Source organism: Enterobacter sp. UNJFSC 003 (assembly GCF_036903355.1).
Taxonomy (GTDB): Bacteria; Pseudomonadota; Gammaproteobacteria; order Enterobacterales; family Enterobacteriaceae; genus Enterobacter.
In genome coordinates this window covers 76747-102487 of sequence record NZ_JBAKHK010000003.1, presented here as the reverse complement: position 1 = coordinate 102487, position 25741 = coordinate 76747, and the positions used below count along the sequence as shown (strand labels likewise).

The 25741-nt window shown below is 57.5% G+C and carries 25 protein-coding genes and 1 pseudogene; 11 read left to right on the top strand and 15 right to left on the bottom strand.

Features of this window, described 5'->3' with window-relative positions; genetic code table 11:
- Positions 1–163: 163 nt before the first annotated feature.
- Positions 164–313 (top strand): annotated as a pseudogene (locus tag V5P19_RS10630) (AraC family ligand binding domain-containing protein); the annotation flags it as partial.
- Here V5P19_RS10630 and V5P19_RS10625 read toward each other — a convergent pair.
- The gene (locus V5P19_RS10625; protein ID WP_334402972.1) at positions 305–1186 is read right to left on the bottom strand and encodes a LysR family transcriptional regulator; all 882 of its coding nucleotides are present in this window, start codon (positions 1184–1186) and stop codon (positions 305–307) included. The pseudogene V5P19_RS10630 and the gene V5P19_RS10625 overlap by 9 nt on opposite strands.
- A 105-nt stretch (positions 1187–1291) precedes the next feature.
- Between V5P19_RS10625 and budA the strand changes: the two genes are divergently transcribed.
- The 4 genes from budA (at position 1292) to V5P19_RS10605 (ending at position 5159) form a co-directional block, all read left to right on the top strand.
- The gene (budA, locus tag V5P19_RS10620; RefSeq protein WP_334403496.1) at positions 1292–2071 is read left to right on the top strand and encodes an acetolactate decarboxylase; all 780 of its coding nucleotides are present in this window, start codon (positions 1292–1294) and stop codon (positions 2069–2071) included.
- Between the two features lie 13 nt (positions 2072–2084).
- On the top strand, positions 2085–3764 hold the full coding sequence (alsS, locus tag V5P19_RS10615; RefSeq protein WP_334402969.1) for an acetolactate synthase AlsS: 1680 nt from the start codon (positions 2085–2087) through the stop codon (positions 3762–3764).
- A gap of 19 nt (positions 3765–3783) precedes the next feature.
- Positions 3784–4554 carry a (S)-acetoin forming diacetyl reductase gene (locus V5P19_RS10610; protein WP_334402967.1) on the top strand — a complete coding sequence of 257 codons (771 nt, stop codon included), beginning with the start codon at positions 3784–3786 and terminating at the stop codon, positions 4552–4554.
- Positions 4555–4685: 131 nt separating this feature from the next.
- On the top strand, positions 4686–5159 hold the full coding sequence (locus V5P19_RS10605) for a cold shock domain-containing protein (protein ID WP_334402965.1): 474 nt from the start codon (positions 4686–4688) through the stop codon (positions 5157–5159).
- Between the two features lie 34 nt (positions 5160–5193).
- Here the strand turns inward: V5P19_RS10605 and V5P19_RS10600 are convergent, their stop codons facing one another.
- The 5 genes from V5P19_RS10600 to V5P19_RS10580 all read right to left on the bottom strand — a co-directional run bounded on the left by V5P19_RS10600 (position 5194) and on the right by V5P19_RS10580 (position 10191).
- Complete coding sequence (locus V5P19_RS10600; RefSeq protein WP_334402962.1) at positions 5194–5898, bottom strand: ABC transporter ATP-binding protein; 705 nt, start codon at positions 5896–5898, stop codon at positions 5194–5196.
- Positions 5885–6721, bottom strand: coding sequence for an ABC transporter ATP-binding protein (locus tag V5P19_RS10595; protein ID WP_334402959.1), 837 nt, complete (start codon positions 6719–6721; stop codon positions 5885–5887). Before V5P19_RS10595 ends, V5P19_RS10600 begins: the two co-directional genes overlap by 14 nt.
- Positions 6714–7547 carry an ABC transporter permease gene (locus V5P19_RS10590; RefSeq protein ID WP_334402957.1) on the bottom strand — a complete coding sequence of 278 codons (834 nt, stop codon included), beginning with the start codon at positions 7545–7547 and terminating at the stop codon, positions 6714–6716. The genes V5P19_RS10595 and V5P19_RS10590 overlap by 8 nt, the downstream gene beginning before the upstream one ends.
- On the bottom strand, positions 7547–8560 hold the full coding sequence (locus tag V5P19_RS10585) for an ABC transporter permease (RefSeq protein ID WP_334402954.1): 1014 nt from the start codon (positions 8558–8560) through the stop codon (positions 7547–7549). Before V5P19_RS10585 ends, V5P19_RS10590 begins: the two co-directional genes overlap by 1 nt.
- A gap of 62 nt (positions 8561–8622) precedes the next feature.
- Positions 8623–10191 carry an ABC transporter substrate-binding protein gene (locus tag V5P19_RS10580; RefSeq protein ID WP_334402951.1) on the bottom strand — a complete coding sequence of 523 codons (1569 nt, stop codon included), beginning with the start codon at positions 10189–10191 and terminating at the stop codon, positions 8623–8625.
- Between the two features lie 199 nt (positions 10192–10390).
- Between V5P19_RS10580 and V5P19_RS10575 the strand changes: the two genes are divergently transcribed.
- Positions 10391–11089 (top strand): GNAT family protein, encoded by a 699-nt coding sequence (locus V5P19_RS10575; RefSeq protein ID WP_334402948.1) that lies wholly within the window; start codon positions 10391–10393, stop codon positions 11087–11089.
- Positions 11090–11119: 30 nt separating this feature from the next.
- Here V5P19_RS10575 and V5P19_RS10570 read toward each other — a convergent pair whose 3' ends face one another.
- The 5 genes from V5P19_RS10570 to betI form a co-directional block, all read right to left on the bottom strand.
- Positions 11120–12814: a thiamine pyrophosphate-binding protein gene (locus V5P19_RS10570; protein ID WP_334402946.1), complete on the bottom strand. Its 1695-nt coding sequence runs from the start codon at positions 12812–12814 to the stop codon at positions 11120–11122.
- A gap of 33 nt (positions 12815–12847) precedes the next feature.
- Positions 12848–13588, bottom strand: a complete 741-nt coding sequence (locus V5P19_RS10565; RefSeq protein WP_334402944.1) for an SDR family oxidoreductase — start codon at positions 13586–13588, stop codon at positions 12848–12850.
- 278 nt (positions 13589–13866) lie between these two features.
- Positions 13867–15546, bottom strand: coding sequence for a choline dehydrogenase (betA, locus tag V5P19_RS10560; protein ID WP_334402942.1), 1680 nt, complete (start codon positions 15544–15546; stop codon positions 13867–13869).
- 13 nt (positions 15547–15559) lie between these two features.
- Complete coding sequence (gene betB / locus V5P19_RS10555; RefSeq protein WP_334402940.1) at positions 15560–17032, bottom strand: betaine-aldehyde dehydrogenase; 1473 nt, start codon at positions 17030–17032, stop codon at positions 15560–15562.
- Positions 17033–17045: 13 nt separating this feature from the next.
- Positions 17046–17633, bottom strand: a complete 588-nt coding sequence (betI, locus tag V5P19_RS10550) for a transcriptional regulator BetI (RefSeq protein WP_334402938.1) — start codon at positions 17631–17633, stop codon at positions 17046–17048.
- A 128-nt stretch (positions 17634–17761) separates the two neighbouring features.
- Here betI and betT point away from each other — a divergent pair, with 128 nt between their 5' ends.
- Positions 17762–19795, top strand: coding sequence for a choline BCCT transporter BetT (gene betT, locus V5P19_RS10545; protein ID WP_334402936.1), 2034 nt, complete (start codon positions 17762–17764; stop codon positions 19793–19795).
- 246 nt (positions 19796–20041) lie between these two features.
- Here betT and V5P19_RS10540 read toward each other — a convergent pair whose 3' ends face one another.
- From V5P19_RS10540 to V5P19_RS10530, 3 genes are read right to left on the bottom strand one after another with little or no spacing between them, the layout of a single operon-like run.
- Entirely contained in the window at positions 20042–20542 is a 501-nt protein-coding gene (locus tag V5P19_RS10540; protein WP_334402933.1) for a type VI secretion system tube protein Hcp, read from the bottom strand.
- A complete protein-coding gene (locus tag V5P19_RS10535) occupies positions 20542–20898 on the bottom strand; it encodes a putative T6SS immunity periplasmic lipoprotein (RefSeq protein WP_334402930.1) in 357 nt (118 codons plus the stop codon). Before V5P19_RS10535 ends, V5P19_RS10540 begins: the two co-directional genes overlap by 1 nt.
- Positions 20895–21455: a type IV secretion protein Rhs gene (locus V5P19_RS10530; protein WP_334402928.1), complete on the bottom strand. Its 561-nt coding sequence runs from the start codon at positions 21453–21455 to the stop codon at positions 20895–20897. Before V5P19_RS10530 ends, V5P19_RS10535 begins: the two co-directional genes overlap by 4 nt.
- Positions 21456–21667: 212 nt before the next feature.
- On the opposite strand from V5P19_RS10530, the gene V5P19_RS10525 reads away from it, so the two are divergent.
- From V5P19_RS10525 to sitD, 4 genes are read left to right on the top strand one after another with little or no spacing between them, the layout of a single operon-like run.
- Positions 21668–22579 (top strand): metal ABC transporter substrate-binding protein, encoded by a 912-nt coding sequence (locus V5P19_RS10525; protein ID WP_334402926.1) that lies wholly within the window; start codon positions 21668–21670, stop codon positions 22577–22579.
- A gap of 3 nt (positions 22580–22582) precedes the next feature.
- Positions 22583–23389, top strand: coding sequence for an iron/manganese ABC transporter ATP-binding protein SitB (sitB, locus tag V5P19_RS10520; RefSeq protein ID WP_334402924.1), 807 nt, complete (start codon positions 22583–22585; stop codon positions 23387–23389).
- On the top strand, positions 23386–24243 hold the full coding sequence (gene sitC, locus V5P19_RS10515) for an iron/manganese ABC transporter permease subunit SitC (protein WP_334402922.1): 858 nt from the start codon (positions 23386–23388) through the stop codon (positions 24241–24243). Before sitB ends, sitC begins: the two co-directional genes overlap by 4 nt.
- Positions 24240–25079, top strand: a complete 840-nt coding sequence (gene sitD / locus V5P19_RS10510) for an iron/manganese ABC transporter permease subunit SitD (RefSeq protein ID WP_334402920.1) — start codon at positions 24240–24242, stop codon at positions 25077–25079. Before sitC ends, sitD begins: the two co-directional genes overlap by 4 nt.
- Here sitD and entD read toward each other — a convergent pair.
- Positions 25015–25707 (bottom strand): enterobactin synthase subunit EntD, encoded by a 693-nt coding sequence (entD, locus tag V5P19_RS10505; RefSeq protein ID WP_334402919.1) that lies wholly within the window; start codon positions 25705–25707, stop codon positions 25015–25017. The two genes, sitD and entD, sit on opposite strands and share 65 nt — an antisense overlap.
- Positions 25708–25741 lie beyond the last annotated feature (34 nt).

The window sequence follows — 25741 nt, the reverse complement described above, 5'->3', positions numbered from 1 at the left end:
GATTGCTCCCCCCGATTGCGGATATACCGCAACGCAGGCACTTTACGGCCGTTAAAATGCGAAGACAAGGCGTAATCCTCAATGACATAAAGGTTACTGGCAGGTTTGCTAGGCACCTTCCAGAACGCTTTGCGAGGTTGTCTTTAACCTCTTCCCGCATCAGGTGCCACACATGCCGGGCGTGACGATGGTTTTACATCCGGACGAAATACATGAGGGAGACGCAGGAACGGCAGAGTGATTCCAGTACCGGATGGGGTATATCGATCCTGCATTAATCCAGGAAATACTCGGCGATAAGCCGCTAACTTTCACCCATCATCGTCAAAAAACGCTTCACCGTCCGCGAACGTTCAAAACGCCGCCAGCACAGCGCGATATCGGTATACAGTTCCGGCGACGTCAACGCATGGTAGGTGACATTCGGCGGTGAAATGGCCGCCATTGACTCGGGCACTAGCGCAAACCCGCCGCCTGCGGACACCATGCTCAGAGACGACGAAAGTTGAGAAGACTGCAGCGCGTGCTGCACAGCGATACCGGCCCGTTCACAGCAGCCGTAAACGCGATCGTAAAGCCCCGGCGCCACCTCCTGCGGGAACAACACCACCGGCGTGTCCCTCAGTTGCTCTAACGCCAGAGAACCGCATTCTGCCAGCGGATGATCGCGGTGCAGCGCGACCACCATCGGCTCGCGGTCGAGTATTTTTAGTTCAAACGCCTTGCTGCTTTCGCAGGGCAGACGCACAAAGGCAATATCCAGTTCCCCTTCAGCCAGCATCGCCGTCAGCGAAGACATATTGGCTTCTACCTGGTGAACCCTCACCGCCAAGTTCTGCACCTGATACTGGCGAATAAGCGTGAAGATTTTTGGATGAAAGGCGTCTGAACTGGTGATCCCTATCGACAAACTGCCGTTCAGCCCGCGGGCGATACCCCGGGCTTTTTCCAGCGCGGCATCGCTCAGCGCCAGGATTTTACAGGCGTCTTCATAAAAGGCTTCTCCCGCCTCGGTAAGCTCCACGCCTCGCGTCAGGCGTCTGAACAGCGGCGTGCCGACCTCTTCCTCAAGCCGTTTAATCTGCTGACTCAGAGGAGGCTGTGAAATCCCCAGCGCTTTGGCCGCCTTGGTGAAGTGTCGCTCGCGTGCAACCGCGACAAAATACCGCAGATAACGAAGTTCCATATCTAAAACGTCTCAAACCAGCATGAGATCTATATTGGAACTCTCTGCTGAATCGGGTCAACATTTATTTAACCTTTCTAAATAAAGTTGAAGAGGACGAGCATGATGTTGCACTCATCTGCATGCGACTGTGAGGCCAGCTTGTGCGAGACCCTGCGTGGGTTCTCCGCCCAGCATCCTGACAGCGTGATCTACCAAACATCGCTAATGAGCGCCCTGCTAAGCGGCGTGTACGAGGGAGAAACCACCATCGCCGACCTGCTAGCACACGGCGACTTTGGTCTGGGTACGTTTAACGAGCTGGACGGCGAAATGATTGCCTTCAGCAGCCAGGTGTATCAATTGCGCGCCGACGGCAGCGCCCGGGCCGCGAAACCAGAGCAGAAAACACCGTTCGCGGTGATGACCTGGTTCCAGCCGCAGTACCGTATCACCTTCGATGCGCCGGTCAATCGTCAGCAAATCCACGAGGCGATCGACCGGCAAATCCCCTCGGATAACCTGTTCTGCGCGTTACGTATCGACGGGAATTTCCGCCATGCACACACCCGCACCGTGCCGCGCCAGACGCCGCCGTACCGGGCAATGACCGATGTGCTGGATGACCAGCCGGTGTTCCGCTTCAGCCAGCAAGAGGGGGTACTGGTCGGGTTCCGTACGCCGCAGCATATGCAGGGCATTAACGTGGCGGGTTATCACGAGCATTTCATCACCGACGATCGTCAGGGTGGAGGGCATCTGCTCGACTACCAGTTGGAAAACGGCGTGCTGACGTTTGGTGAAATCCACAAGCTGATGATTGACCTGCCTGCCGACAGCGCTTTTTTACAGGCCGATCTCCACCCCAGCAATCTAGATGCAGCGATCCGTTCCGTTGAAAACTAACAGGAGAACTACCGTGAACAGTGAGAAACAGTCGCGTCAGTGGGCGCATGGTGCCGATATGGTCGTCAGCCAGCTGGAAGCGCAGGGAGTGAAGCAGGTTTTCGGTATCCCGGGCGCAAAAATCGACAAGGTGTTTGATTCCCTGCTGGACTCCTCCATCGAGATCGTTCCCGTGCGTCACGAAGCGAACGCGGCGTTTATGGCGGCGGCGGTAGGTCGGCTGACCGGTAAAGCCGGGGTAGCGCTGGTGACCTCCGGGCCGGGCTGTTCGAACCTGATCACCGGCATCGCGACGGCCAATAGCGAGGGCGATCCCGTGGTGGCGCTCGGGGGGGCGGTCAAGCGGGCGGACAAAGCGAAGCTGGTGCACCAGAGCATGGACACCGTTGCCATGTTCAGCCCGGTCACAAAGTATGCCGTTGAGGTCAATTCGCCTGAAGCCATTGCCGAAGTCGTGTCGAACGCCTTCCGTGCGGCAGAGCAGGGCCGGCCGGGCGGCGCCTTTGTCAGCCTGCCGCAGGATATTGTCGACCAGCCCGTCACCGGGGCGATTTTGCCGGCCAGCACCGCCGCCCAGATGGGGCCAGCGCCAGAGTCCGCGATTAACGACGTGGCGAAGCTTATCGAAAACGCCAAAAACCCGGTCATCCTGCTGGGGCTGATGGCCAGCCAGCCCGCGAACAGCGCCGCGCTGCGTAAGCTGCTGGAAAAAAGCCGTATCCCGGTCACCAGTACCTATCAGGCTGCCGGAGCCGTGAACCAGGAGCACTTCACCCGCTTTGCCGGACGCGTTGGGCTCTTTAATAATCAGGCCGGTGACAGGCTGCTGCATCTGGCGGACCTGATTATCTGCATCGGCTACAGCCCCGTTGAATACGAGCCGTCGATGTGGAACAGCGGCGATGCCACGCTGGTGCACATTGATGTCCTCCCGGCCTATGAGGAACGCAACTATGTGCCGGATCTGGAGCTGGTGGGGGACATAGCCGCCACGCTGGATCTGCTTGCCGGCCGGATCGCGCACAAGCTCGAGCTCAGCCCACGTGCGTCAGAAATCCTCGTCGACCGTCAGCATCAGCGCGATCTGCTCGATCGCCGCGGCGCATCCCTCAACCAGTTTGCCCTGCATCCGCTGCGCATCGTCCGGGCGATGCAGGACATCGTGAACAACGACGTGACGCTTACCGTCGACATGGGCAGCTTTCACATCTGGATCGCCCGCTATCTCTACAGCTTCCGGGCGCGTCAGGTGATGATCTCCAACGGCCAGCAAACCATGGGCGTCGCGCTGCCCTGGGCGATTGGTGCGTGGCTGGTGAACCCGGGACGCAAGGTGGTTTCGGTGTCCGGCGATGGCGGTTTCCTGCAGTCAAGCATGGAGCTGGAAACCGCGGTACGCCTCAACGCCAACGTGCTGCACATCATCTGGGTAGACAATGCCTACAACATGGTGGCGATCCAGGAAGAGAAAAAATACCAGCGTCTTTCCGGCGTGGAGTTCGGCCCGGTCGATTTCAAAGCCTATGCCGACGCCTTCGGTGCAAAAGGCTTTGCCGTGGAGAGCGCCGATGCGCTCGAACCGACGCTGCGTGCCGCAATGGATGTCGATGGCCCGGCCGTGGTGGCCATTCCCGTCGACTACAGCGATAACCCGCTGCTGATGGGCCAGCTCCATCTCAGCCAGATTTTGTAATGACGATAAGGACAGAAAAATGCAAAAGGTTGCTCTTGTAACCGGCTCAGGCCAGGGGATTGGTAAAGCGATTGCGCTTCGCCTGGTGAAAGACGGCTTTGCCGTTGCCATCGCCGACTATAACGAACAGACGGCGAAAGCCGTCGCCGATGAGATCGTCCAACGCGGCGGCAAAGCCATCGCCGTGAAGGTGGATGTTTCGAACCGCGAGCAGGTGTTTGCGGCGGTGGAGAAAGCCCGTACCGTGCTTGGCGGCTTCAACGTGATCGTCAATAACGCCGGCGTGGCGCCGTCCACCCCTATCGAATCCATCACGCCAGAGATTGTCGACAAGGTCTACAACATCAACGTGAAAGGGGTGATCTGGGGCATTCAGGCCGCGATTGACGCGTTTCGCAAAGAGGGGCACGGCGGCAAGATCGTTAACGCCTGCTCCCAGGCGGGCCATACCGGTAACCCGGAACTGGCGGTATACAGCTCCAGCAAATTCGCGGTTCGCGGGTTAACCCAAACCGCAGCGCGGGATCTTGCCCCGCTCGGGATCACCGTTAACGCGTACTGCCCAGGCATTGTCAAAACGCCGATGTGGGCGGAAATCGACCGACAGGTGTCCGAAGCGGCAGGAAAACCGCTCGGCTATGGCACCGAAACCTTTGCCAAACGCATTACGCTTGGCCGCTTGTCCGAACCGGAAGATGTGGCCGCCTGCGTCTCGTACCTTGCTGGGCCAGACTCCGACTACATGACCGGTCAGTCGCTGCTGATTGACGGTGGTATGGTGTTCAACTAAATACTAATAAGCTCTGACATGAGTTTTCCCCTGCACCCGTGCAGGGGCTTTTTTTTGTCTCCTCAGCCATTGTGCATTACACTGCGCGCTGCAAAACTTTAGTCTATGAGATCTGACAGGCGGTAACAGCGATGAACGGAACAATCACAACGTGGTTTAAAGATAAAGGCTTTGGATTTATCAAAGATGAAAACGGTGACAACCGCTATTTTCATGTGATTAAGGTCGCTAACCCTGATCTGATCAAGAAAGATGCGGCAGTGACCTTCGAGCCGACCACCAACAACAAAGGCCTTTCCGCTTACGCAGTGAAGGTGATCCCGGAAAGCAAGCACCTCTATATTGCGGGCGAGCGCGTGAAGCTCACCTCGATCAAATCCTTCGTGGTGTTTACCGAAGAAGAGCCGGTGGATACCGGGATCGATAAAGAGAAGGCGGTGCTGTCGGTTGGGCTGCTGATGAACAGCATCAAGCCAAAATCCGAGAAGAAGCCGGGCGAAATGCGCGCGGTGAAAAAGCTGGCGATCACCACCTTCCAGAACACCACGCTTATCTTTACCGAAGATGAGATCGACATCGACGCCACGGTGAAGCTGCTGAAGTAACGTTTTGCCGGGTAGCGTCTACGCCTTACCCGGCCTACCCCATCCTGTGCTCGTTCCTTAGCATCGCTTCCCGGTCAAACACCCGCTGGATCTCCCCGTGCGCCATAAACGCCGCGCGGTCGGACATATGCGCAATCACGTCCGCGTCGTGGCTGACCAGCAGATAGGTCATGCCGTGCTGGGCTTTCAGGCGGTTGAGCAGGTTCAAAATTTCTGCCTGCACGGACATATCTAGCGCCGAGGTCGGCTCATCCAGCAGCAGAAGCTGCGGGCGCAATAACAGCGCCCGCGCAATCGCCACGCGCTGACGCTGGCCGCCGGAAAGCTGGTGCGGGTAGCGCTTAGCGGCGTCGGCGGATAGCCCGACCTGCTGCAAAGCATCCGCCACGTTCTCAGCAATCTGCGTCTCGCCGTGAATGCTTAACGGTTCAGACAGCGTGCGAGAAATCGTGTGGTTCGGGTGCAGCGAGGCCCACGGATCCTGGAACACCATCTGCACGTTACGGCGAAGCGGACCCGCAAAGCGTTGGCCCGGCTGCAATCTTTCTCCCAGCACCGCAACCTCGCCGTGCCACTCACGCTGTAACCCTGCCAGCACGCGAAGAAGGGTAGATTTTCCGCAGCCGGATTCACCGATCAGGCTGAAGGTTTCCCCTTTCTCAATGGCAAAGCTGGCGGCTGAAACCGCTGTTTTTCCACCAAACGTTACCCGGAGCTGATTAACGTCAACGAGGGCCATGGGTCGCCTCCTTCCAGGGCAGAGTGCGGTCGAGCGTCGGCAGCATCTGGCCGTACGTGTTGGCGTTTGGGCGGCAGGTCCACAGCGTGCGCGTGTAGGGATGCGTCGCCTGCGGAAGCTGGCTTGCCCTCATTTCGTCGACCTTTTCACCCTGATACATCACCAGCACGCGGTCACAGTGCTCTGCGACCAGCGGCAAATCGTGGCTGATTAACAGCATCGCCATCTGACGCGCCTCGCACTGCTGCACCAGCAGTTCGAGGATCTGGTTACGCAGGCGCGCGTCCAGCGCCGAGGTCGGCTCATCGGCAATCAGTACCTGCGGATTGTTGATCAGTGCAATGGCGATCATCACCCGCTGGCCCATGCCGCCGGAGAGTTCGCCGGGATAGCGGCGCAAGACGTTTTCATTCAGCCCGACGGCACGGATGATGTCATGAATGCGCGCCGCGCGTTCCGAGCGGGGCAGGCGCTGGTGCAGCGTGAGCGCCTCGTCAAGCTGGGCAGCGACGTTTTTCACCGGATTCAACGCGTAGCGCGGGTCCTGAAGCACCATCGCAATACCGTTCCCGCGCAGCGTCTGCCAGCGACGGTCGTTGAGGGCGAGCAGGTCGTTGCCCAGCACGTTAAGCTGGCGGGCGCTCACCACGCCGGGCTTGCGGACCAGCCCCATCAGGGCGCGGGCTGACATCGATTTGCCCGAGCCGGATTCCCCAACCAGCGCCAGCCGTTCGTTGCCAAGCCGAAAGCTCAGGTTATTAACCACGCGGGCCGCGGGGTAGTCGATATTCAGCGCATCGACGATGACGCGATGTTCAGTCATGCTGTGGCTCCAGTACGTCGCGCAGGCCATCGCCCAGCAGGTTAAAGGCCAGGCTGGCGAACAGAATTGCACCGCCCGGTATTGCGGCAATCCACCATTGGTCGAAAATGACCTGCATACCGTCGGCAATCATCGCCCCCCATTCCGCCATCGGCGGACGTGCGCCAAGACCGAGGAAGCCGAGCCCGGCGGCAGCCAGAATAATACCCGCCAGATCCAGCGCCAGCCGCACAATTGCCGACGGTAGACACAGAGGAAGGATATGGCCGACCAGCAGGCGCAGGCCGCGAATGCCCATCATTTCGGCGGCGGCCAGATAATCGCTGTGGCGCAAACGCTGGATTTCGCTCCGTGCCTGGCGCGCGTACGCGGGCCAGGTGGTTAAGGCCAGCGCCAGCGCACCGTTCACCAGGCCCGGTCCAAGCATCGCGACAAACGCGAAGGCAAGGATCAGGCGCGGCATCGACATTACGACGTCGGTAAAACGCATCAGGACACGCTCCATCCAGCCGCCGTAGTAGCCGGATAAAATGCCAACCACTAGCCCGGCAGGCAGGGTGATGGCGGTAACTAATGCCACCAGCCCCAGCGCCGGGCGAGTGCCGTAAATCAGGCGCGAGAGCAGGTCCCGCCCGTAGCTGTCGGTGCCCAGCCAGTGCTGCGCGTTGGGGGCCTGCAGTCGCGCGGCGGCGTCCTGCCAGTTGGGGTTAAGAGGCGCAATCCACGGTGCAAACAGGGCGATAAACACCAGCAGCGCGATGGCAATCAATCCGCAAAAGGCGGCGGGAGAGCGGCGCAGGCGGCGTAAGAAGAGATAAAACGGCATCAGCGCACCCTGGGATCGGTTGCCCGCACAAGCAGGTCGGTAAGGTTATTGATCAGCACAAAGCTCACACCAATCAGCAGCGTGCCGCCCATGATGGCGGTGGTGTCTCCAGCGAACAGCGCGGTCGTGAGATAGCGCCCGATGCCCGGCCAGGAGAAGACGGTTTCCGTCAACACGGCCCCCTCCAGCATGCTGGTATACGCAAGGGCAATCACCGTCAGCAGGGTGCTGCGAATGTTCGGCATCACGTGGCGCAGCAGAATGGTCATCTCACCGGCGCCTTTGGCACGGGCAAGCAGGATGTACTCTTTGTTCATCTCGCTCAGACAGGCCGAGCGCGTCAGGCGGGTGATGCTCGCCAGCGAGTAGTACGCCAGCAGCAGTACCGGCAGCACCAGATGGCTGATGGCGTTTCTGAACGCCTCGCGGTCGCCGGAAAGCCAGGTGTCTATCAGCGCAAAGCCGGTGCGAGGCTCGACGGTAAATTGCCAGATATCGTCCAGCCTGCCGGGGCCAGCGCTCCACTGCAGCCTGGCGTAGAACAGCGCCAGCATCAGCAGCCCGAGCCAGAAAATGGGCACCGAGTTGCCGAGCAGGGTGAGCGTTCTGATCGCTAAATCGAGCGGCGAACCCGCGTAGCGGGCGCACAGCACGCCGCACAGCACGCCCAAGGCAGAGCCGATGATTAACGCCAGCGTTGCCAGCTCCAGCGTGGCGGGAAACGCGTGCAGCAGGTCCTGGAGTACCGGCTGCCCGGTGGCGCTTGCCGTGCCTAAATCCCCGTGAGCGAGATTTTGCAGGTAATGCCAGAACTGCACGGCCAGAGGTTGATCCAGCCCGAGCTGGTGGCGGACCTGATCGTATGTCGACTGGCTGGCGTGATCCCCGACGATCTGTAAAACGCGATCGACCGGTGAAAACGCAGAGAGCGCAAACGTCACGAGCAGCAGCCCGAACAGCGTGAGCAGCAGGGTCAGCAGACCCTGAAGCACGCGCGTGGAAAGATGTGGCATGGGAAATCGTTATCCTGAAAATGTGCGCGGACGACCCCTCTCCCGTGGGAGAGGGGGAATACTTACTTCGTCACGTTGTCGTACCAGACCATATCCGCGTTCAGACCCTGCTGATAACCCTTCACGTTATCGCGCACCACGATCTGGGTTTTACCCTGATCGACGAACACGTACGGCGAGTTATGCTGCAACTGTCCCTGCATTTTCTTATACATTTCTAAACGCTTCGCCGGATCCGGCTCGGCGACCGCCGCCAGCGTGGCGTTGTTTAGCTCGGGCGTTTGCCAGCCGTTCAGGCCAGCCACGGTACTGGACTTGCCGTCGTTCCACGCGAAGGCGCTGGCGTTGGAGTGTGCGTCAAAGTAGTCCGGGATCCACAGCCGAATGGCCGCCTGATGCTGCTTCGCGCGCACGCGGGCGTATACCTGGCTTCCGGCGGCGGGCAGCAGATCCACCTTCACACCACCCTGGGCAAAGCTCGCCTGCATGGATTGCGCGAGGGTGATAAAGGGGGGCTTGTTCTCCACGTCCAGCGTGAAGTGTGCGTCTTTGATACCCGCTTTCTCCAGAATCGCTTTCGCTTTTGCCGGATCAAATTTGAACGGATTGTCCTCCAGCGCGCCCGGTAAACCGACGGGCAGGAAGCTCTGATGGACGAAGTACTGCCCTTTCAGCAGGTCTTTGGTGATGCCTTCATAATCCACCAGCCAGCGAGCCGCTTCCCAAAATGCCGGGTTGTTCAGCAGCGGGTTGGCGCTGTTTGCGGTGTTAAACACCAGATAATTTTGCTCGGCTGACGGGATGCTGAGCACCTTCACGCCCGGTTTACCGTCCAGGGCGCTAATCTGGTCTGCACCCAAATCGCGCGCCACGTCCGCATCACCCTGCTGGATCAGCAGGCGGCGGGAGGCGGGGTCCGGGACGTTTTTAATGATGATGCTTTTGAGCTTTGGCGCTCCGCCGGGGGCGGATTCGTTAGCCTCCAGCACGATGGCCTGATGCGGCTGATAGACGCGCATTTTGAACGCGCCGCTCCCCGCAGAGTGCATTTTTAGCCACGCGTTGCCGAAGTCGTTATCCTTCACGTTCGCCACGACCTGCTTCTCATCGACGATGGAGGCGATTGGCGTGGAGAGAATGTTTAACGCCACCGACGGACTCACGTCCGCCGTCCAGTGTAGCGTGAGCGTGTGGTCATCCACTTTCTTCAGCTTGGTAGCGATGTTGCTCGCGTCCCAGCCCAGCACGTTGAGGATAAAGGCCGGGGATTTGTTCAGCGTGACGGCGCGGGTATACGAGAAAATCACGTCCTCCGGGCGCAGCGGGTTGCCGGAGGCAAATTTCGCGTCGGGCTTGAGTTTGATGGTCAGGGTTTTTGCTGCCGCGTTGGCTTCCCAGCTTTCGGCCAGAATCGGGGTAATTTTTTCTGGGTTAGTGCGGTCTGGCTGCACCAGGCGCTGATACAGGCTCGGTACGGTCTGGATGCTGGAAAGTTCGTTGGCTTCTGCCGGGTCGAGGCTCACAATGTCATCGAGCCCCTGAGCGACAACCAGCGTGTTGGGCGGAGTAGCGGCGTGAACAGCGCTTGAGAGCGCAGCCAGCACCAGTAACGGCAGCAGTTTTTTCGTCATAGCGATCCCTGAAAAAAAATATTGTGATTGTTTTATGCTCCGTTACGTTAGGCGGTCTCAGACATTCCGCAAAGTCGAAATTCTGCTTTGTATATGCCGTTCGGGTATAACGCATGCAGCCTGGTTATTAGGCTGAGTGCTTTGCGTTCGGTTTTTAACCTGCTATAACAAATGCCTTACCTTTCAGGGAGTCACCGCCGTGCCCGAAATCAATCATCATGGTCAAACCGTTAACGATATCGTACCAGACTGGAAATGTGCGCAAGTCTTAACCCGCACGCCGCTGGTGGGCAAATACTGCTGCCTTGAGCCACTGGATGCCGATCGCCACGCCGCAGATCTGTTTGAAGCGTACGCGCTGGGTGACGATAGCGACTGGACGTGGCTTGCCAGCACTCAGCCTGAAAGCGTCGAGGCCACGGCGGAGTGGGTGCTCGGCAAAGTCATGGATGACGATCTGGTCCCGTTTGCCGTGATTGATTTACGCACCGAAAAAGCCGTGGGGCTGGTGAGTTACATGGCGATTGAGCGTTTTCTCGGCTCGGTGGAAATCGGCCACGTGACCTGGTCGCGCAAAATGAAAGGGACGCGCATCGGCACTGAAGCGGTGTGGCTACTGCTGAAAAATGCCTTCGAGCACAAGTATCGTCGTCTGGAGTGGAAGTGCGATTCAATGAATATCGCTTCGCGTAACGCGGCGGAACGGCTGGGGTTTGTCTGGGAAGGGCGTCTGCGGCAGAAGCTGGTGCGCAAAGGGCGCAACCGCGACAGCGATATGCTTTCTATTATTGACGGCGAATGGCCGGAAAGGGACGCGGAGCTGCGCGCCTGGCTGGCGCAGGAAAATTTTGACGGGGAAGGGCAGCAGATTCAGCGTCTTGAAGCGTTTCGGTTATAAGAACGTTTGTAGGGTACAGCTAAAAAGCGGTTAATCCGCGGAAATCACAATCTCAATCAAATGCGTTTTACCGGACTGAAGCCCCTGCGTCACCGCCGCGGCGATATCTGTGGCCTGGGTAACCCGGCAACAGCAGATGCCCATGGCGGTGGCTAACGCCTGAAAGTCGATATGCGGGTTGACGAGATCCATGCCGATAAAACGGCCCTGTCGCGTTGAGCTGTAGTCTTCATGGCTCTTCATAAAGTTTTTCAGCACGTTGTACTCTCGGTTGTTCATCACGATAAAGGTGACGGGCAGATTCTCGTGTGCCGCCGTCCAGAGCGCCTGCGGCGAGTACAGCGAGGCACCATCCCCTATCAGGCACACCACCGGCTCACGGCCTAACCCCAAAGAATGACCTACTGCCGCAGGCATCCCCCAGCCCAACCCGCCGCCGCGCATAAAGTAGTAGCGCTGATGTTGCCGATCCGAGATAAACCTGCGGACATGCCTTGCCGTTGCAATGGCCTCATCAACGATCGTGGTGCCGGGCGGAACGGCCCTGATGACTTCGTATGCCGCCACCATCGGCGAAATTGCCGGGCGTAGCCGCTCGGCAGAGAGGCGTTCCTCCTGCTGCTGCCACTCTTTTTCCCGCTCATCGAGCGCCTCAATCAATAACCGTTGCTGGGTGAGCTTGCCGGCAACCAGACGTTGCTCAAGCAGAGGTAAGAGCGCATTAAGAGAGAGTTTGATATCCCCCATCACCGAGAGCCGGGTGGCATAGGTGCGGCCAAGTTCATTCATATCGGCCGAGAGCTGATACACCGCGCAGCTTCCCGGGATGGCGTCCCCTTCGCTGTACAAAATGGTGATCAGGCTTCTGCCGCCAATGATGAATACCGCGTCGTAGGCATTCACAATGCTGGCGATCTCGCATGCCGTGGTGGGCATATTGCCGCGCCAGAGCGCATGTTGGGTAGGGAACGGCAAATTCAGCGGCCAGGAGGAACCGTAGACGTGGGCGCCCAGTTTTTCCGCAAGCCCGACAATCTCCTGCGTCGAGCCGCTGGAGTGAACTTCATCGCCTGCCACGATCATGATCCTGCCGGGGATAACCTGGCTTAGCGCCTCCGCCAGTTCGTCCAGCGAGCCTGCGACGGTGTGATAGTTCACTTTGGATGCCGTTTGTATTCCGGCATCGCTGAGTTCTTCCATGACGTTCATCGGCAGTGAGAGCAGTACGGGACCAGCGGGAGGATAGCTTGCCGCGTGAAACGCGCGACGAACAAGCACCGGGAGTTGGTCGGCGCTGGTGACCTCCTGCGCCCATTTCACCACCGGGGCACCAATGGAAACAATATCATCGTACAGGAGCGGATCGCGAACATAGTGGCGGGTGTCCTGCTGCCCGACCGTCACCACCAGCGGCGTTTTCATAATGCGGGAGTTAATCAAATTTCCCATACCGTGTCCGAGTCCGCTGGCGGTGTGTAAATTGATAAACCCGGTTTTGCCGGACGCCTTTGCATACCCGTCGGCAATGGCGACGACGCTGCTCTCCTGGAGTGCGAGAATATAGTGAATATTTTCATGCCGCAGCAGGGCATCAATCAGCGGCAGTTCCGTGGTGCCGGGGTTCCCAAATATATATTCCACGCCTTCACTCTCCAGCACCTCAAGGAGAATGTCGGCACCCGTTCGCATATTTAAATCTGATAAGGACGTTAATGATTTCATCATAATGACACCTCATTCAGCGTTAATTAAGTCATGCTAAAATTCTTCCTGCGTGGGTCGGACAATAATTTCATTCACATCCACGTCATTAGGTTGTTCAATAGCAAATAAAACCGCTCGGGCAATCGCCTCGGCCGGAATTGCCTGCTTATAAAATTCATGAAGGAATTTTTTACTCTCCGTGTCCGAACTGCCGAACTGAAGTTCACTTTCGACCGCACCCGGCGAGATCAGGGTGGTGCGAAGGGCTTTTCCCGCCTCCTGGCGTAAGCCCTCGCTCAGGGCGCGCACGGCGAACTTCGTGGCGCTGTACACCACGCCGCCGGGAGCAAGGACCTTAATGCCCGCCACGGAGGCGACGTTGATAATGTGCCCGCTCCCCTGGCGCTTGAACACCGGGAGAGCGGCAGCGATGCCATACAGAACGCCTTTAAGATTGGTATCAATCATCTTGTCCCATTCGTCGGTTTTCAGCTCGCTGAGGGGGGCGATAGCCATAAAACCGGCGTTATTAATCAGCACATCGACGCGCTGGTAGGCGGCGATGGCGGCCTCAATGGCGCGCTGGACCTCTTCCTGACGGGTGACATCGGCCTTGACGGCGATGGCCTTACCGCCTTGCTGGATTATCCTGTCCACGAGGGCATTAATTTTGTCCTGACGGCGCGCCACCAGTACCAGTGAATACGCGTTATTTGCTAAATGGAGGGCAATGGCCTCACCAATCCCGCTGCTGGCACCGGTGATAACGACAACCTTGTTTGCACTATTATTCATGATCTTATCTCACTGTAGAGTGATTCAAAAAATAAAATGCAGAGAAGAATTAAAGAATGATGACATATTCTTTAATTCTGTATTTTGAATATATTGTATATTCCGAATGGGATGACATTCGATTAAAACTTAAGGGAGGAAAGGCGCAGGTGTCAATGAACTTTTAAATAATTAAATTAATTGCAGGGCTAATATATATTTCTTATATGTAAAAAATAATATGACGAATAGGCGCTGCACATTGAAAACCCTCTCCTTTTACGGAGAGGGGAGTGTTTTTAACCCTGAGCGACCGTCTGGCGAACCGGTGCCCCGTTCGCCACATAATACGCCGCGGTACTTTTCGCCAGCGGCTCGCGCCCGCGAATGGCGTCGGCTATCTTCTCGCCAATCATAATGGTGGTGGCGTTCAGGTTACCGGTGATGATCTGCGGCATAATGGACGCATCCACCACGCGCAGCCCTTCCAGCCCGTGAACGCGGCCTTCACCGTCGACCACCGCCATCTCGTCATAGCCCATTTTGCAGGTGCCGCACGGGTGGAAGGCGGTTTCAGCGTGGTTGCGCACGAACTCGTCCAGCTGTTCGTCGGTCTGGCAGTCAATGCCCGGACTGATCTCGCGCCCGCGGTATTTGTCCAGCGCCGGCTGGTGCATGATCTCACGGGTGATGCGGATCGCATCGCGGAACTCCTGCCAGTCCTGCTCGTGGGACATATAGTTGAACAGAATCGCCGGATGCTGGTGCGGATCGCGGGACGTAATCCGCACGTGCCCACGGCTCGGCGAGCGCATGGAGCCGACGTGGCACTGGAAGCCATGCTCTTTGACCGCATTCGAGCCGTTGTAGTTAATCGCCACCGGCAGGAAGTGATACTGAATGTTCGGCCATTCGAACTCTTCGCGGCTGCGGATAAACCCGCCCGCCTCGAAGTGGTTGCTCGCGCCCACGCCGGTGCCGTTAAACAGCCACTCTGCGCCAATCTTCGGCTGGTTCCACCACTGCAGTGCAGGGTAGAGGGAAACCGGCTCTTTGCACTCGTACTGAAGGTACATCTCCAGGTGGTCCTGCAAGTTTTCGCCCACGCCCGGGAGGTCGTGCACCAGCGGGATATCAAACTGCTTCAGCAATTGCGCACTGCCCACGCCGGAGCGCTGCAGGATCTGCGGGGAGGCAATCGCCCCGGCACAGAGCAGCACCTCTTTTTTCGCCGTTGCTTTTGAGGGGATTGTGCTTTCGCCTTCCAGCCACTCGACGCCCACCGCGCGCTTGCCTTCGAAGAGGATGCGATCGGTCATGGCGTGGGTGCGGATGGTCAAATTCGGCCGCGGTTTTGCCTGATCCAGGTAGCCGCGCGCGGTGCTGGCGCGTCGACCCTGCGGTGTGACCGTGCGGTCCATCGGGCCGAAACCTTCCTGCTGATAGCCGTTGAGATCCTCAGTGCGCGGATAGCCCGCCTGTACGCCAGCCTCTACCATTGCCTCAAACAGCGGATTCACGCCTGGCTTAGAGGTGGTGACGCTCACCGGGCCGTCGCCGCCGTGATAGTCATTTGCGCCCACGTCGCGCGTTTCTGCCTTGCGGTAGTAGGGCAGGCAGTTGAGGTAGCTCCAGTGCTCCAGACCGGACTCTGTTGCCCAGTTGTCCAGATCCATGGCATTGCCGCGGATGTAGCACATGCCGTTGATGAGCGACGAGCCGCCCAGTCCTTTGCCGCGTCCGCACTCCATGCGGCGGTTGTTCATGTATGGCTCGGGTTCGGTTTCATACGCCCAGTTGTAGCGCTTGCCCTGCAGCGGAAACGCCAGCGCGGCGGGCATCTGGGTGCGGAAGTCAAAGCGATAATCCGGCCCGCCCGCTTCAAGCAGCAGCACGGTGGTGTTCGGATCTTCGGTCAGTCGCGTTGCTAGTACGTTGCCGGCAGAGCCGGCCCCGATAATGATGTAGTCAAATTGCAAATAAACCTCCCGGTTAAAATATGGACTGGAATTTACCCATCTCAACCTGGATGGACTTCACCTGGGTATAGCTCTGGAGCGTCATCACCCCGTTCTCGCGGCCGATGCCGGAGTGCTTGTAGCCGCCAACCGGCATCTCTGCGGCGGATTCACCCCAGGTGTTGATCCAGCAGATGCCCGCTTCGAGCTGATGAATAGCGCTGTGGGCGCGGTTAAGGTCTGCGGTGACGATGCCTGCCGCCAGACCGTAGTCGGTGTCGTTGGCGCGGCGGATCGCTTCCTCAATGGATTCATAGGTCAGGATGGACATCACCGGGCCGAAGATCTCTTCGCGCACGATGGTCATCTCGTCGGTACAGTCGGTGAACACGGTCGGCGCCACCCACGCGCCGTTATCAAAGCCTTCGCCCTTCAGCGCGTCGCCGCCGCACAGCACGCGCGCGCCTTCTTCTTTACCTTTGGCGATGTAGCGCAGCACGCTGTCGCGGTGCGGGAAGCTGGCCAGCGGGCCAAAGTTGGTGCGCTCATCGAACAGATCGCCCGCGCGGATGCGGCCCACGCGCTCAACAATTTTCTGCTCAAACGCGACCTTGAACGTCGCGGGCACGAACACGCGGGTGCCGTTGGTGCACACCTGGCCGGAGCTGAAGAAGTTGGCCATCATGGCGATGTCTGCCGCGAGATCGAGATCCGCATCGTCGAAAACAATCAGCGGGGATTTGCCGCCCAGCTCCATCGTCACCTCTTTCAGGGACGAGGCCGCAGAGTTGGCCATCACCTTTTTGCCGCTGGCGACGCCGCCGGTGAAGGAGACTTTGGCGATGCCCGGATGCTCGGTCAGGTACTGACCGGTTTCCGCGCCCACGCCCGGCAGGACGTTAAACACGCCGTCCGGCAGGCCCGCTTCGGTGTAGATTTCCGCCAGCTTCAGGGCGGTGAGCGGCGTGACCTCGCTCGGCTTGAAGATCATTGCGTTGCCCGCCGCCAGCGCCGGGGCGGATTTCCAGAGGGCGATCTGGATCGGATAGTTCCACGCGCCAATGCCCGCCACCACGCCCAGCGGCTCGCGGCGGGTATAGACGAACGAGGTGTCACGCAGAGGGATCTGGCTGCCTTCCAGCGCCGGGATCAGTCCCGCGTAATACTCCAGCACGTCCGCGCCGGTGACGATATCCACGGTGGAAGTTTCGGAAAACGCTTTACCGGTATCGAGGGTTTCCAGCTTCGCCAGCGCATCGTTACGCTCGCGCAGGATATCGACGGCGCGGCGCAGAACGCGCGAGCGCTCCATGGCGGTCATCGCCGCCCAGATTTTTTGCCCGCGCTGTGCGCTTTCTACGGCGCGATCGACATCCTCGCGCCCGGCGGCCTGCACGGTCGCCAGGACGTCACCGTTGGCCGGGTTGATGGTCTCGAAGGTGCGACCGCTGGTGGCCGATGTATAACCACCATTGATATAAAGCTGCTGTTCTGCCATTCGGGACATAATTTCTCCTCGGTTATTCGGTCGGTAAATGCTGGCTGATAAAGTGGCTGGTGAGCGACTGGGCAAGCGTCTTATCTAGCGGCTTGCCGCTCAGCGCGGCGCGCAGCCACAGGCCGTCAATCAGCGCCGCCAGCCCGTAGCCCGCCTCCTGGGCCTGTTGACGCGGCAGCGCGCGGCGGAACTCGTATACCAGGTTCGACAGCAGGCGGCGGCTGCTTACCTGCTGCAAACGGTAGAGCATCGGCTGGTGCATGCTGCTCGCCCAGAAGGCCAGCCAGGCCTTCATCGCCGCGCTGCTGACCTGGGTCTCATCAAAATTGCCGCCAACAATCGCCTGCAGGCGCTGCTCCGCGCTGCCGTTCGGCAGGGCGTGCAGGCGGCTCAATACCGCATCGCGCAGCTGGCCAGTGATGTCGCGCATGGTCGCTTCCAGCAGACCATTTTTGTCTTTGAAGTAGTGACTGATGATCCCCGTGGAAACGCCCGCCCGACGGGCGATCTGCGCGATGGTCGCGTCATGCATTCCCACTTCATTTATTGCTTCCAGCGTGGCGTCGATCAGCTGCCTGCGCCGGATTGGCTGCATCCCCACTTTGGGCATTATTGCCACTCCATTCATCAGCGTTGGTTAACCATTAAAGCGGTTTTTGATTGGACGTTCAATATAAAATGTGTCTTAATTGTTGCGGATTTGGATTTTAATAGTTACAAAAACAGTGGGGATACTGGATGACAGACCTTTCACAAGACAGAGAAAAAGACAAAATCAATCCGGTTGTTTTTTATACTTCCGCCGGACTGATTTTGTTGTTTTCCCTGACGACGATCTTCTTTCGCGATTTTTCTGCCGAGTGGATTGGGCGCACCCTCAACTGGGTGTCGAAGACCTTCGGCTGGTACTATTTGCTGGCGGCGACGCTCTATATCGTCTTTGTCGTCTGCATTGCCTGCTCGCGCTTTGGTTCCGTAAAGCTCGGGCCAGAGCAATCAAAACCCGAGTTTAGCCTGCTGAGCTGGGCCGCAATGCTGTTTGCCGCCGGCATCGGCATCGACCTGATGTTCTTCTCCGTGGCGGAACCTGTCACCCAATATATGCAGCCGCCGGAAGGGGCGGGGCAGACGATGGAGGCCGCGCGCCAGGCGATGGTCTGGACGCTGTTCCACTACGGTTTAACCGGCTGGTCGATGTACGCCCTGATGGGGATGGCGCTCGGATACTTTAGCTATCGTTATAATTTGCCCCTCACCATTCGCTCCGCGCTGTACCCGATTTTCGGCAAAAAGATTAACGGCCCGATTGGCCACAGCGTCGATATCGCGGCGGTCATCGGTACCATCTTCGGTATCGCTACCACGCTCGGTATTGGCGTCGTGCAGCTTAACTATGGGCTGAGCGTGCTGTTTGATATTCCGGATTCGATGGCGGCGAAAGCGGCGCTGATTGCGCTCTCAGTGATTATCGCCACCATCTCGGTGACGTCTGGCGTGGACAAGGGCATTCGCGTGCTTTCCGAGCTGAACGTCGCGCTGGCGCTCGGGTTAATCCTGTTCGTGCTGTTTATGGGAGACACCTCGTTCCTGCTCAATGCCTTAGTGCTGAACGTGGGCGATTACGTGAACCGCTTCATGGGCATGACGCTGAACAGCTTCGCCTTTGACCGCCCGGTGGAATGGATGAACAACTGGACGCTGTTCTTCTGGGCGTGGTGGGTGGCGTGGTCGCCGTTTGTCGGCCTGTTCCTGGCGCGAATTTCGCGTGGGCGCACCATCCGTCAGTTCGTCATGGGCACGCTGATTATCCCGTTCACCTTTACCCTGCTGTGGCTATCGATCTTCGGCAACAGCGCGCTGCACGAGATCATCCACGGCAATGCGACCTTCGCGCAGGAGGCAATGGCGCACCCGGAGCGCGGCTTCTACAGCCTGCTGGCGCAGTATCCGGCGTTCACCTTTAGCGCATCCGTGGCGACCATCACCGGCCTGCTGTTTTACGTCACCTCGGCGGACTCGGGCGCGCTGGTGCTGGGAAACTTCACCTCGAAGCTGAAAGACATCAACAGTGATGCGCCGAACTGGCTGCGCGTCTTCTGGTCGGTCGTCATTGGCCTGCTGACGCTCGGCATGCTGATGACCAACGGGATTTCCGCCCTGCAGAACACCACGGTCATCATGGGCCTGCCGTTCAGTTTCGTGATCTTCTTTGTGATGGCCGGGCTGTATAAATCGCTCAAGGTGGAAGATTATCGCCGCGAAAGCGCCAGCCGTGATACCGCGCCGCGACCCATGGGCGCACAGGATCGCCTGAGCTGGAAGAAACGTCTGTCGCGCCTGATGAATTATCCGGGCACACGTTACACCAAGCAGATGATGGAGACGGTGTGTTACCCGGCAATGGAAGAGGTGGCGCAGGAGCTGAAGCTGCGCGGCGCTTACGTTGAGCTGAAAAACCTGCCGCCGGACGAGGGCGATAATCTGGGGCACCTGGATCTGCTGGTTCACATGGGCGATGAGCAGAACTTCATCTACCAGATTTGGCCGCAGCAGTACTCGGTGCCAGGGTTTACCTACCGGGCACGAAGCGGAAAATCGACCTACTACCGGCTTGAGACCTTCCTGCTGGAAGGGAGCCAGGGCAATGATTTGATGGATTACAGCAAGGAGCAGGTGATTACGGATATTCTGGATCAGTATGAGCGGCACCTGAACTTTATCCATCTGCACAGGGAAGCGCCGGGGAATAGCGTGATGTTCCCGGATGTGTGAGCTTGTGTGAAAGTTGAAATGGGGCCAGGGAGAATCTCTGGCCCTTTTTTAGATAGTGCTTTTAACGCGGCGAATTTGAAGTGTAACCTGTATCCCTTACTGGCGGAGCGAGTGATGTTATGGGTATTTTGTAGAACTCACGCTGTTACAGGAAGAAGCAATTGAGATTAAGATGGGGAATGCAACCGTTCTCTAATCTGAGCAGCAACATTGATTAATGTTTAGTCGTCAGATGAGTGAGAGAAATTATGCGTTATTTTTTTCTTTCTGCGCAGGTTTCATCCATGCGTCGCCATAGAGAATATTGCCTTTTACATAATTCCACTGGATGCCCCTGAATCGAAGTCCAACCACTTCATGCATATTCGGCGCGGAACTGCCCGGATAATAGACATGTGTGAAGTCCAAAGATGAGATGACTACGCTATCAAGCGTAATGGTGTAGATCTCTATTTCTACTCCCGCTTCGACAATTTCATAATATTTGATAATGGCTTTTTTCATGCGTCTGCCCTCGCAGGCAGCAATGGCAAGATAAGGACTCACTTTATCTAATTGCTTATGCAGAGTGACAGGTGCGTGCTGCCGCGTTCCGCTCATATTTCCGGTATGACTGTCCACTGCCTGCTTTATGCCGTAACTGCTGTTCATGATTTCTATAGCACCTTCCCGGCCTGGCATCATACAGTCGCCTTGAACGAGCATTTCGTGCTCATCGTAGAGAAATAGGTATGCGGGTAGTGACATTATTGTTCTCCTAGATTTATTAGCTTTCCATTTTTATCAATATCGAACTGATGTACATATTCTTTGTCATTTAAGCAATAGTGAATTACGTAAGTCTGTCCATTCTCCCATTTTATATTAATACAAGTGTCAGGATAGGAAACGTTTAGATAATCGTATCCGGAACCCGTCACTATGCTTATCTGATGGGCTTTGCTAGTATAAATTGTATAATATTTCAATACGTCATTTTCATTTGTGCTAAAACAAATATGATTGCCATCAATAAAAGTTAATCGCGTTTTGGGGGCTCGTTTACCACCGGGACAACCGATAACTGAAATACACATAGCAATAATAAACAGACTTTTTTTCATCCGGGAAATCCTTTTAAAGCAGTTTTGTATTTATTAAGGAGGTAATAGAGCGTTTCTTTAAGATGCAGATCCCGGTATTGTAGTAAACTCTGATTTTTGTCCAGACCAAAGTATTTCAATAACCAGTAGTCGCTTACAATTGATGCTTGCTGTTCTAACCCATAATGCAATAAATCTACTTTATCTAAACTATAAGTATAGTCAGCAATACCGGAAAATAATCCTCTGGTCCTGACAAACATCCCCTTTTGTGTTTGCCAGACGTGCATCATTTCATGCATAAATCTATGTTTCTTAACTAAGTCGTCCTCTAAAGAGAAATCAGGTGAATAAGTTTCTTCTCTAAACCACATTTCCCCATTGGGGCTCATCGCTACATCGACAGGCTGGAGAGTAAAAGGAAGATAGCTTTCCCTGTGTACCCACACCTGATGATAGCGAATGCTGTAACCATAAAGCGTCTTCGCGAGGGCGATTTCACCAATCGTGAGCTGTCGGACCCCGCCCGGATTAATTGGGGTTCCCGAGGTGGGGTGAATTCTTTCGTTAACAGGCACGCCAATTCCCTTTATTTAGCATGGCTATTGGGCGTAAATCATACTCCTGAGCGCGAGAGATAAAAGAACGCACTTTTCCTAAAAGCTCCGCCCGACGGACGTCGTTGACATAACTTTAATGATAACCATTTTCATTTAAATATAGCCTGTGCTATACCTTATAGCACAGGCTAATTTTGCTTTGAATTTAACCACCTCAGGAGACCTCTGCGATGCACCCACTGCAAGGATTGAAGCGTCTGTTGCTCGGCGCGCTGTTAATGACCGTGACCACCACGGGCGCGCTGGCGGCTGAAAAGTTTCAGGTCATCACCACCTTTACCGTCATTGCCGATATGGCGAAAAACGTGGCGGGTGATGCCGCAGAGGTCACTTCCATTACCAAGCCGGGAGCTGAAATCCACGAATATCAGCCCACGCCGGGCGATATCAAGCGCGCCCAGAAGGCGCAGCTGATTTTGGCCAACGGCATGAATCTGGAGCTGTGGTTCCAGCGCTTTTATCAGCACCTGAACGGCGTGCCGGAAGTGATTGTGACGAAAGGCATCACCCCAATGGGCATCAGCGAAGGGCCGTATAACGGCAAGCCTAACCCGCACGCGTGGATGTCGCCGGACAACGCGTTGATTTACGTCGATAACATCCGTGATGCGCTGGTGAAGTACGACCCGGCCAACGCACAGACTTACCAGCGTAACGCCGCCGCCTACAAGCAAAACATCACCGCCGCGCTCGAACCGCTGCGCAAGCAGGTGGCGGAGATCCCGGAGGACAAGCGCTGGATGGTGACCAGCGAAGGGGCGTTTTCCTATCTGGCGCGGGATTTAGGGCTGAAAGAGCTCTATCTGTGGCCGATTAACGCCGATCAGCAGGGCACGCCACAGCAGGTGCGCACGGTGATCGATCAAGTGAAAAAACATCACATTCCGGCGGTGTTCAGCGAAAGCACCGTGTCCGATAAACCCGCCCGTCAGGTGGCGCGTGAAACCGACACGCACTACGGCGGTGTGCTGTACGTGGACTCTCTGAGCGCGGAAAACGGCCCGGTACCGACCTATATCGATCTGCTGAACGTCACGACTCGCACGCTGGTGCAGGGCATCCGTGACGGCATGAAGGAGTAACGCATGCACAAGGGGATTGTCGTCACTGACGTGACCGTGACGTACCGCAACGGCCATACGGCGCTGCGCGATGCCTCGTTCAGCGTGCCGGGCGGATCGATTGCCGCGCTGGTGGGGGTGAACGGGTCCGGCAAGTCCACGCTGTTTAAGGCCATTATGGGCTTTGTGCGGGCGGCGCGGGGCAGCATCACTATTTTGGGCATACCGCCTCAGCGCGCGCTGCACCAGAATCTGGTCGCCTACGTGCCACAGTCGGAAGAGGTCGACTGGTCATTTCCGGTTCTGGTTGAGGACGTGGTGATGATGGGGCGCTACGGGCATATGGGGTTTCTGCGTCGAGCTAAAGAAAACGATCGCCGTATCGTCACCGACGCGCTGAAGCGCGTGGACATGCTCGAACTGCGCCATCGGCAAATTGGCGAGCTTTCAGGCGGGCAGAAGAAACGCATTTTTCTGGCGCGGGCCATTGCCCAGCAGGGCGAGGTGATCCTGCTCGACGAACCCTTTACCGGCGTGGACGTCAAAACCGAAGCCAGAATCATCAGCCTTTTACGCGAGCTGCGCGATGAAGGCAAAACCATGCTGGTATCGACCCATAACTTAGGCTCGGTGAGCGAGTTTTGCGATTACACGGTGATGGTCAAAGGTACCGTGCTGGCGAGCGGCCCAACGGAGACCACCTTTACCGCAGAAAACCTTGAGCGCGCCTTCAGCGGCGTGCTGCGCCACGTGGTGCTCAGGGGCTCTGAAGATCGCATTATTACCGACGACGAGCGGCCCTTCGTCACCCACCGCAGGGAGGCAAAATGAACACGCTCCTGGAACCCTTCGGCTATGAGTACATGCTCAACGCAATGTGGGTCTCGGCGATGGTGGGCGGGCTATGCGCTTTTTTGTCGTGTTACCTGATGCTCAAAGGCTGGTCGCTGATTGGCGATGCGCTCTCGCATTCAATCGTGCCCGGCGTGGCGGGGGCCTACATGCTCGGGCTGCCGTTTGCGCTCGGGGCGTTCTTATCGGGCGGGCTGGCGGCGGGGAGCATGCTGTTTCTCAACCAGCGAAGCCGTCTGAAAGAGGATGCCATTATCGGGCTGATCTTCTCCTCCTTTTTCGGCCTCGGGCTGTTTATGGTGTCGCTCAATCCGACGTCGGTGAATATCCAGACCATCGTACTCGGCAATATTCTCGCCATCGCCCCAGAAGATATCGTTCAGCTGACGATTATCGGGGTGGTGTCAATCGTCATCCTGATGTTCAAATGGAAAGATTTGATGGTGACCTTTTTCGATGAAAACCATGCCCGCGCCATTGGATTGCGCCCCGAGCGCCTGAAGATCCTGTTCTTCACGCTGTTGGCTGTCTCCACGGTGGCGGCGCTGCAAACCGTCGGCGCATTTCTGGTTATCTCTCTGGTGGTCACGCCCGGTGCGACCGCCTGGCTGCTCACCGATCGCTTCCCGCGTTTACTGATCATTGCGGTGGCGATTGGCAGCATCACCAGCTTCCTCGGCGCCTGGGCCAGCTATTATCTGGACGGCGCGACCGGAGGCATCATCGTGGTTGCCCAGACGCTGCTGTTCCTGCTGGCCTTTGTTTTTGCGCCGAAGCACGGTTTGCTCGCCAGCCGCCGCCGGGCGCGTCACGCGCAGGAGGTGCGGGAATGATGTCGCTGCTTATCGAACCTTTCCAGTTTGCGTTTATGAACAACGCGCTGCTGATCTCACTGCTGGTGGCCGTGCCCTGCGCGCTGCTCTCCGTTTTTCTGGTGCTCAAAGGCTGGGCGCTGATGGGTGATGCCATGAGCCACGCGGTATTTCCCGGTATCGTGCTGGCCTGGCTGATGGGCCTGCCGCTGGCGGTGGGGGCGTTCGTTGCGGGCCTGTTCTGCGCCGTCGCTACCGGTTACCTGAAGGACAACAGCCGGATCAAGCAGGATACGGTGATGGGGATCGTCTTTTCCGGCATGTTTGCCGCCGGGCTTATCCTCTATATCGCCGTAAAGCCCGAAGTTCATCTCGACCACATCCTGTTCGGCGATATGCTGGGGATAAACAGTATGGATATTCTGCAAAGCGGCATCGTTGCGGCGCTCATTGCGCTGGTCATTGGCGTGAAGTGGCGCGATTTTCTGCTGTTTTGCTTCGACTACCAGCAGGCGCAGGCGAGCGGCTTGCGTACCCGCTGGCTACATTACGGGCTGCTGTGCATGGTCTCGCTCACCATCGTCGCGACGCTGAAGGCGGTGGGGATCATTTTGTCTATTTCGCTGCTGATTGCGCCCGGCGCGATTGCGGTACTGATGACCCGACGCTTTCACATGGCGCTGCTGGTGGCGGTAGGAATCTCCATGCTGGTCTCGGTGAGCGGCGTCTATCTGTCGTTCTATCTCGACAGCGCGCCCGCGCCGACCATTGTGGTGCTGTTCGCGCTCGTGTTTATCGTGACCTTTGTGGTGACGAGCGTAAAGGCCCGGCAGCGGGAGAGTATGGCAGCAGGGTGATCGCCCGCGCGCCGTCGCATAGCCAGTGCAGCGTGAAGGGAGTGCCTTCATCAAACCCCGCCAGCGGACGGGTCAGCGCCAGCGTCAGGCTCTCTTCGTTGATGTGCGTGATGCGGGCGCTGTCAAATCCCAAGTAGGTTTTCACTCGCGGGAAGAGGGCTTTAAACAGGCTCTCTTTGGCGCTAAAGACGAGCGTCAGGGCGAGCGCGAATGGTTTTCCCGAGCGTGACAGCACGATTTCTTCGAGCGTATCAACAATGCCATCTTTGATTTCTCTGGCCTCCCTGTCGGGGAGGATCGCTTCGCAATCAATGCCGATAAGCGCATGCTGCTCGTGCGTAACAACCGCCATGGCCTGCGTGCCGCCGTGGGTGATGCTCCCTGCAATCCCTTCCGGCCAGAGCGGTTCGCCGCTCGGTCCGATGCCGGGAACGGTGTGGTCGCGCAACGCATGCGAAGCGGCAATGCGCCCGGCAAGATGGTCGGCTTTGCGCTTGCGTCCGGCATCGGCGAGCTGAGCATAGTGGGGGAGCCAGAGGAGGTCGGCATCGGTGAAGGTCGCGGGATCGAAGGTGACGAGGTGGATGGTGTGGCCGGCGAGAGAAAATGTGCTGTGGGTTGTGCGCATGGTTTTCCCCTTCACCCTGACCCTCTCCCCGAAG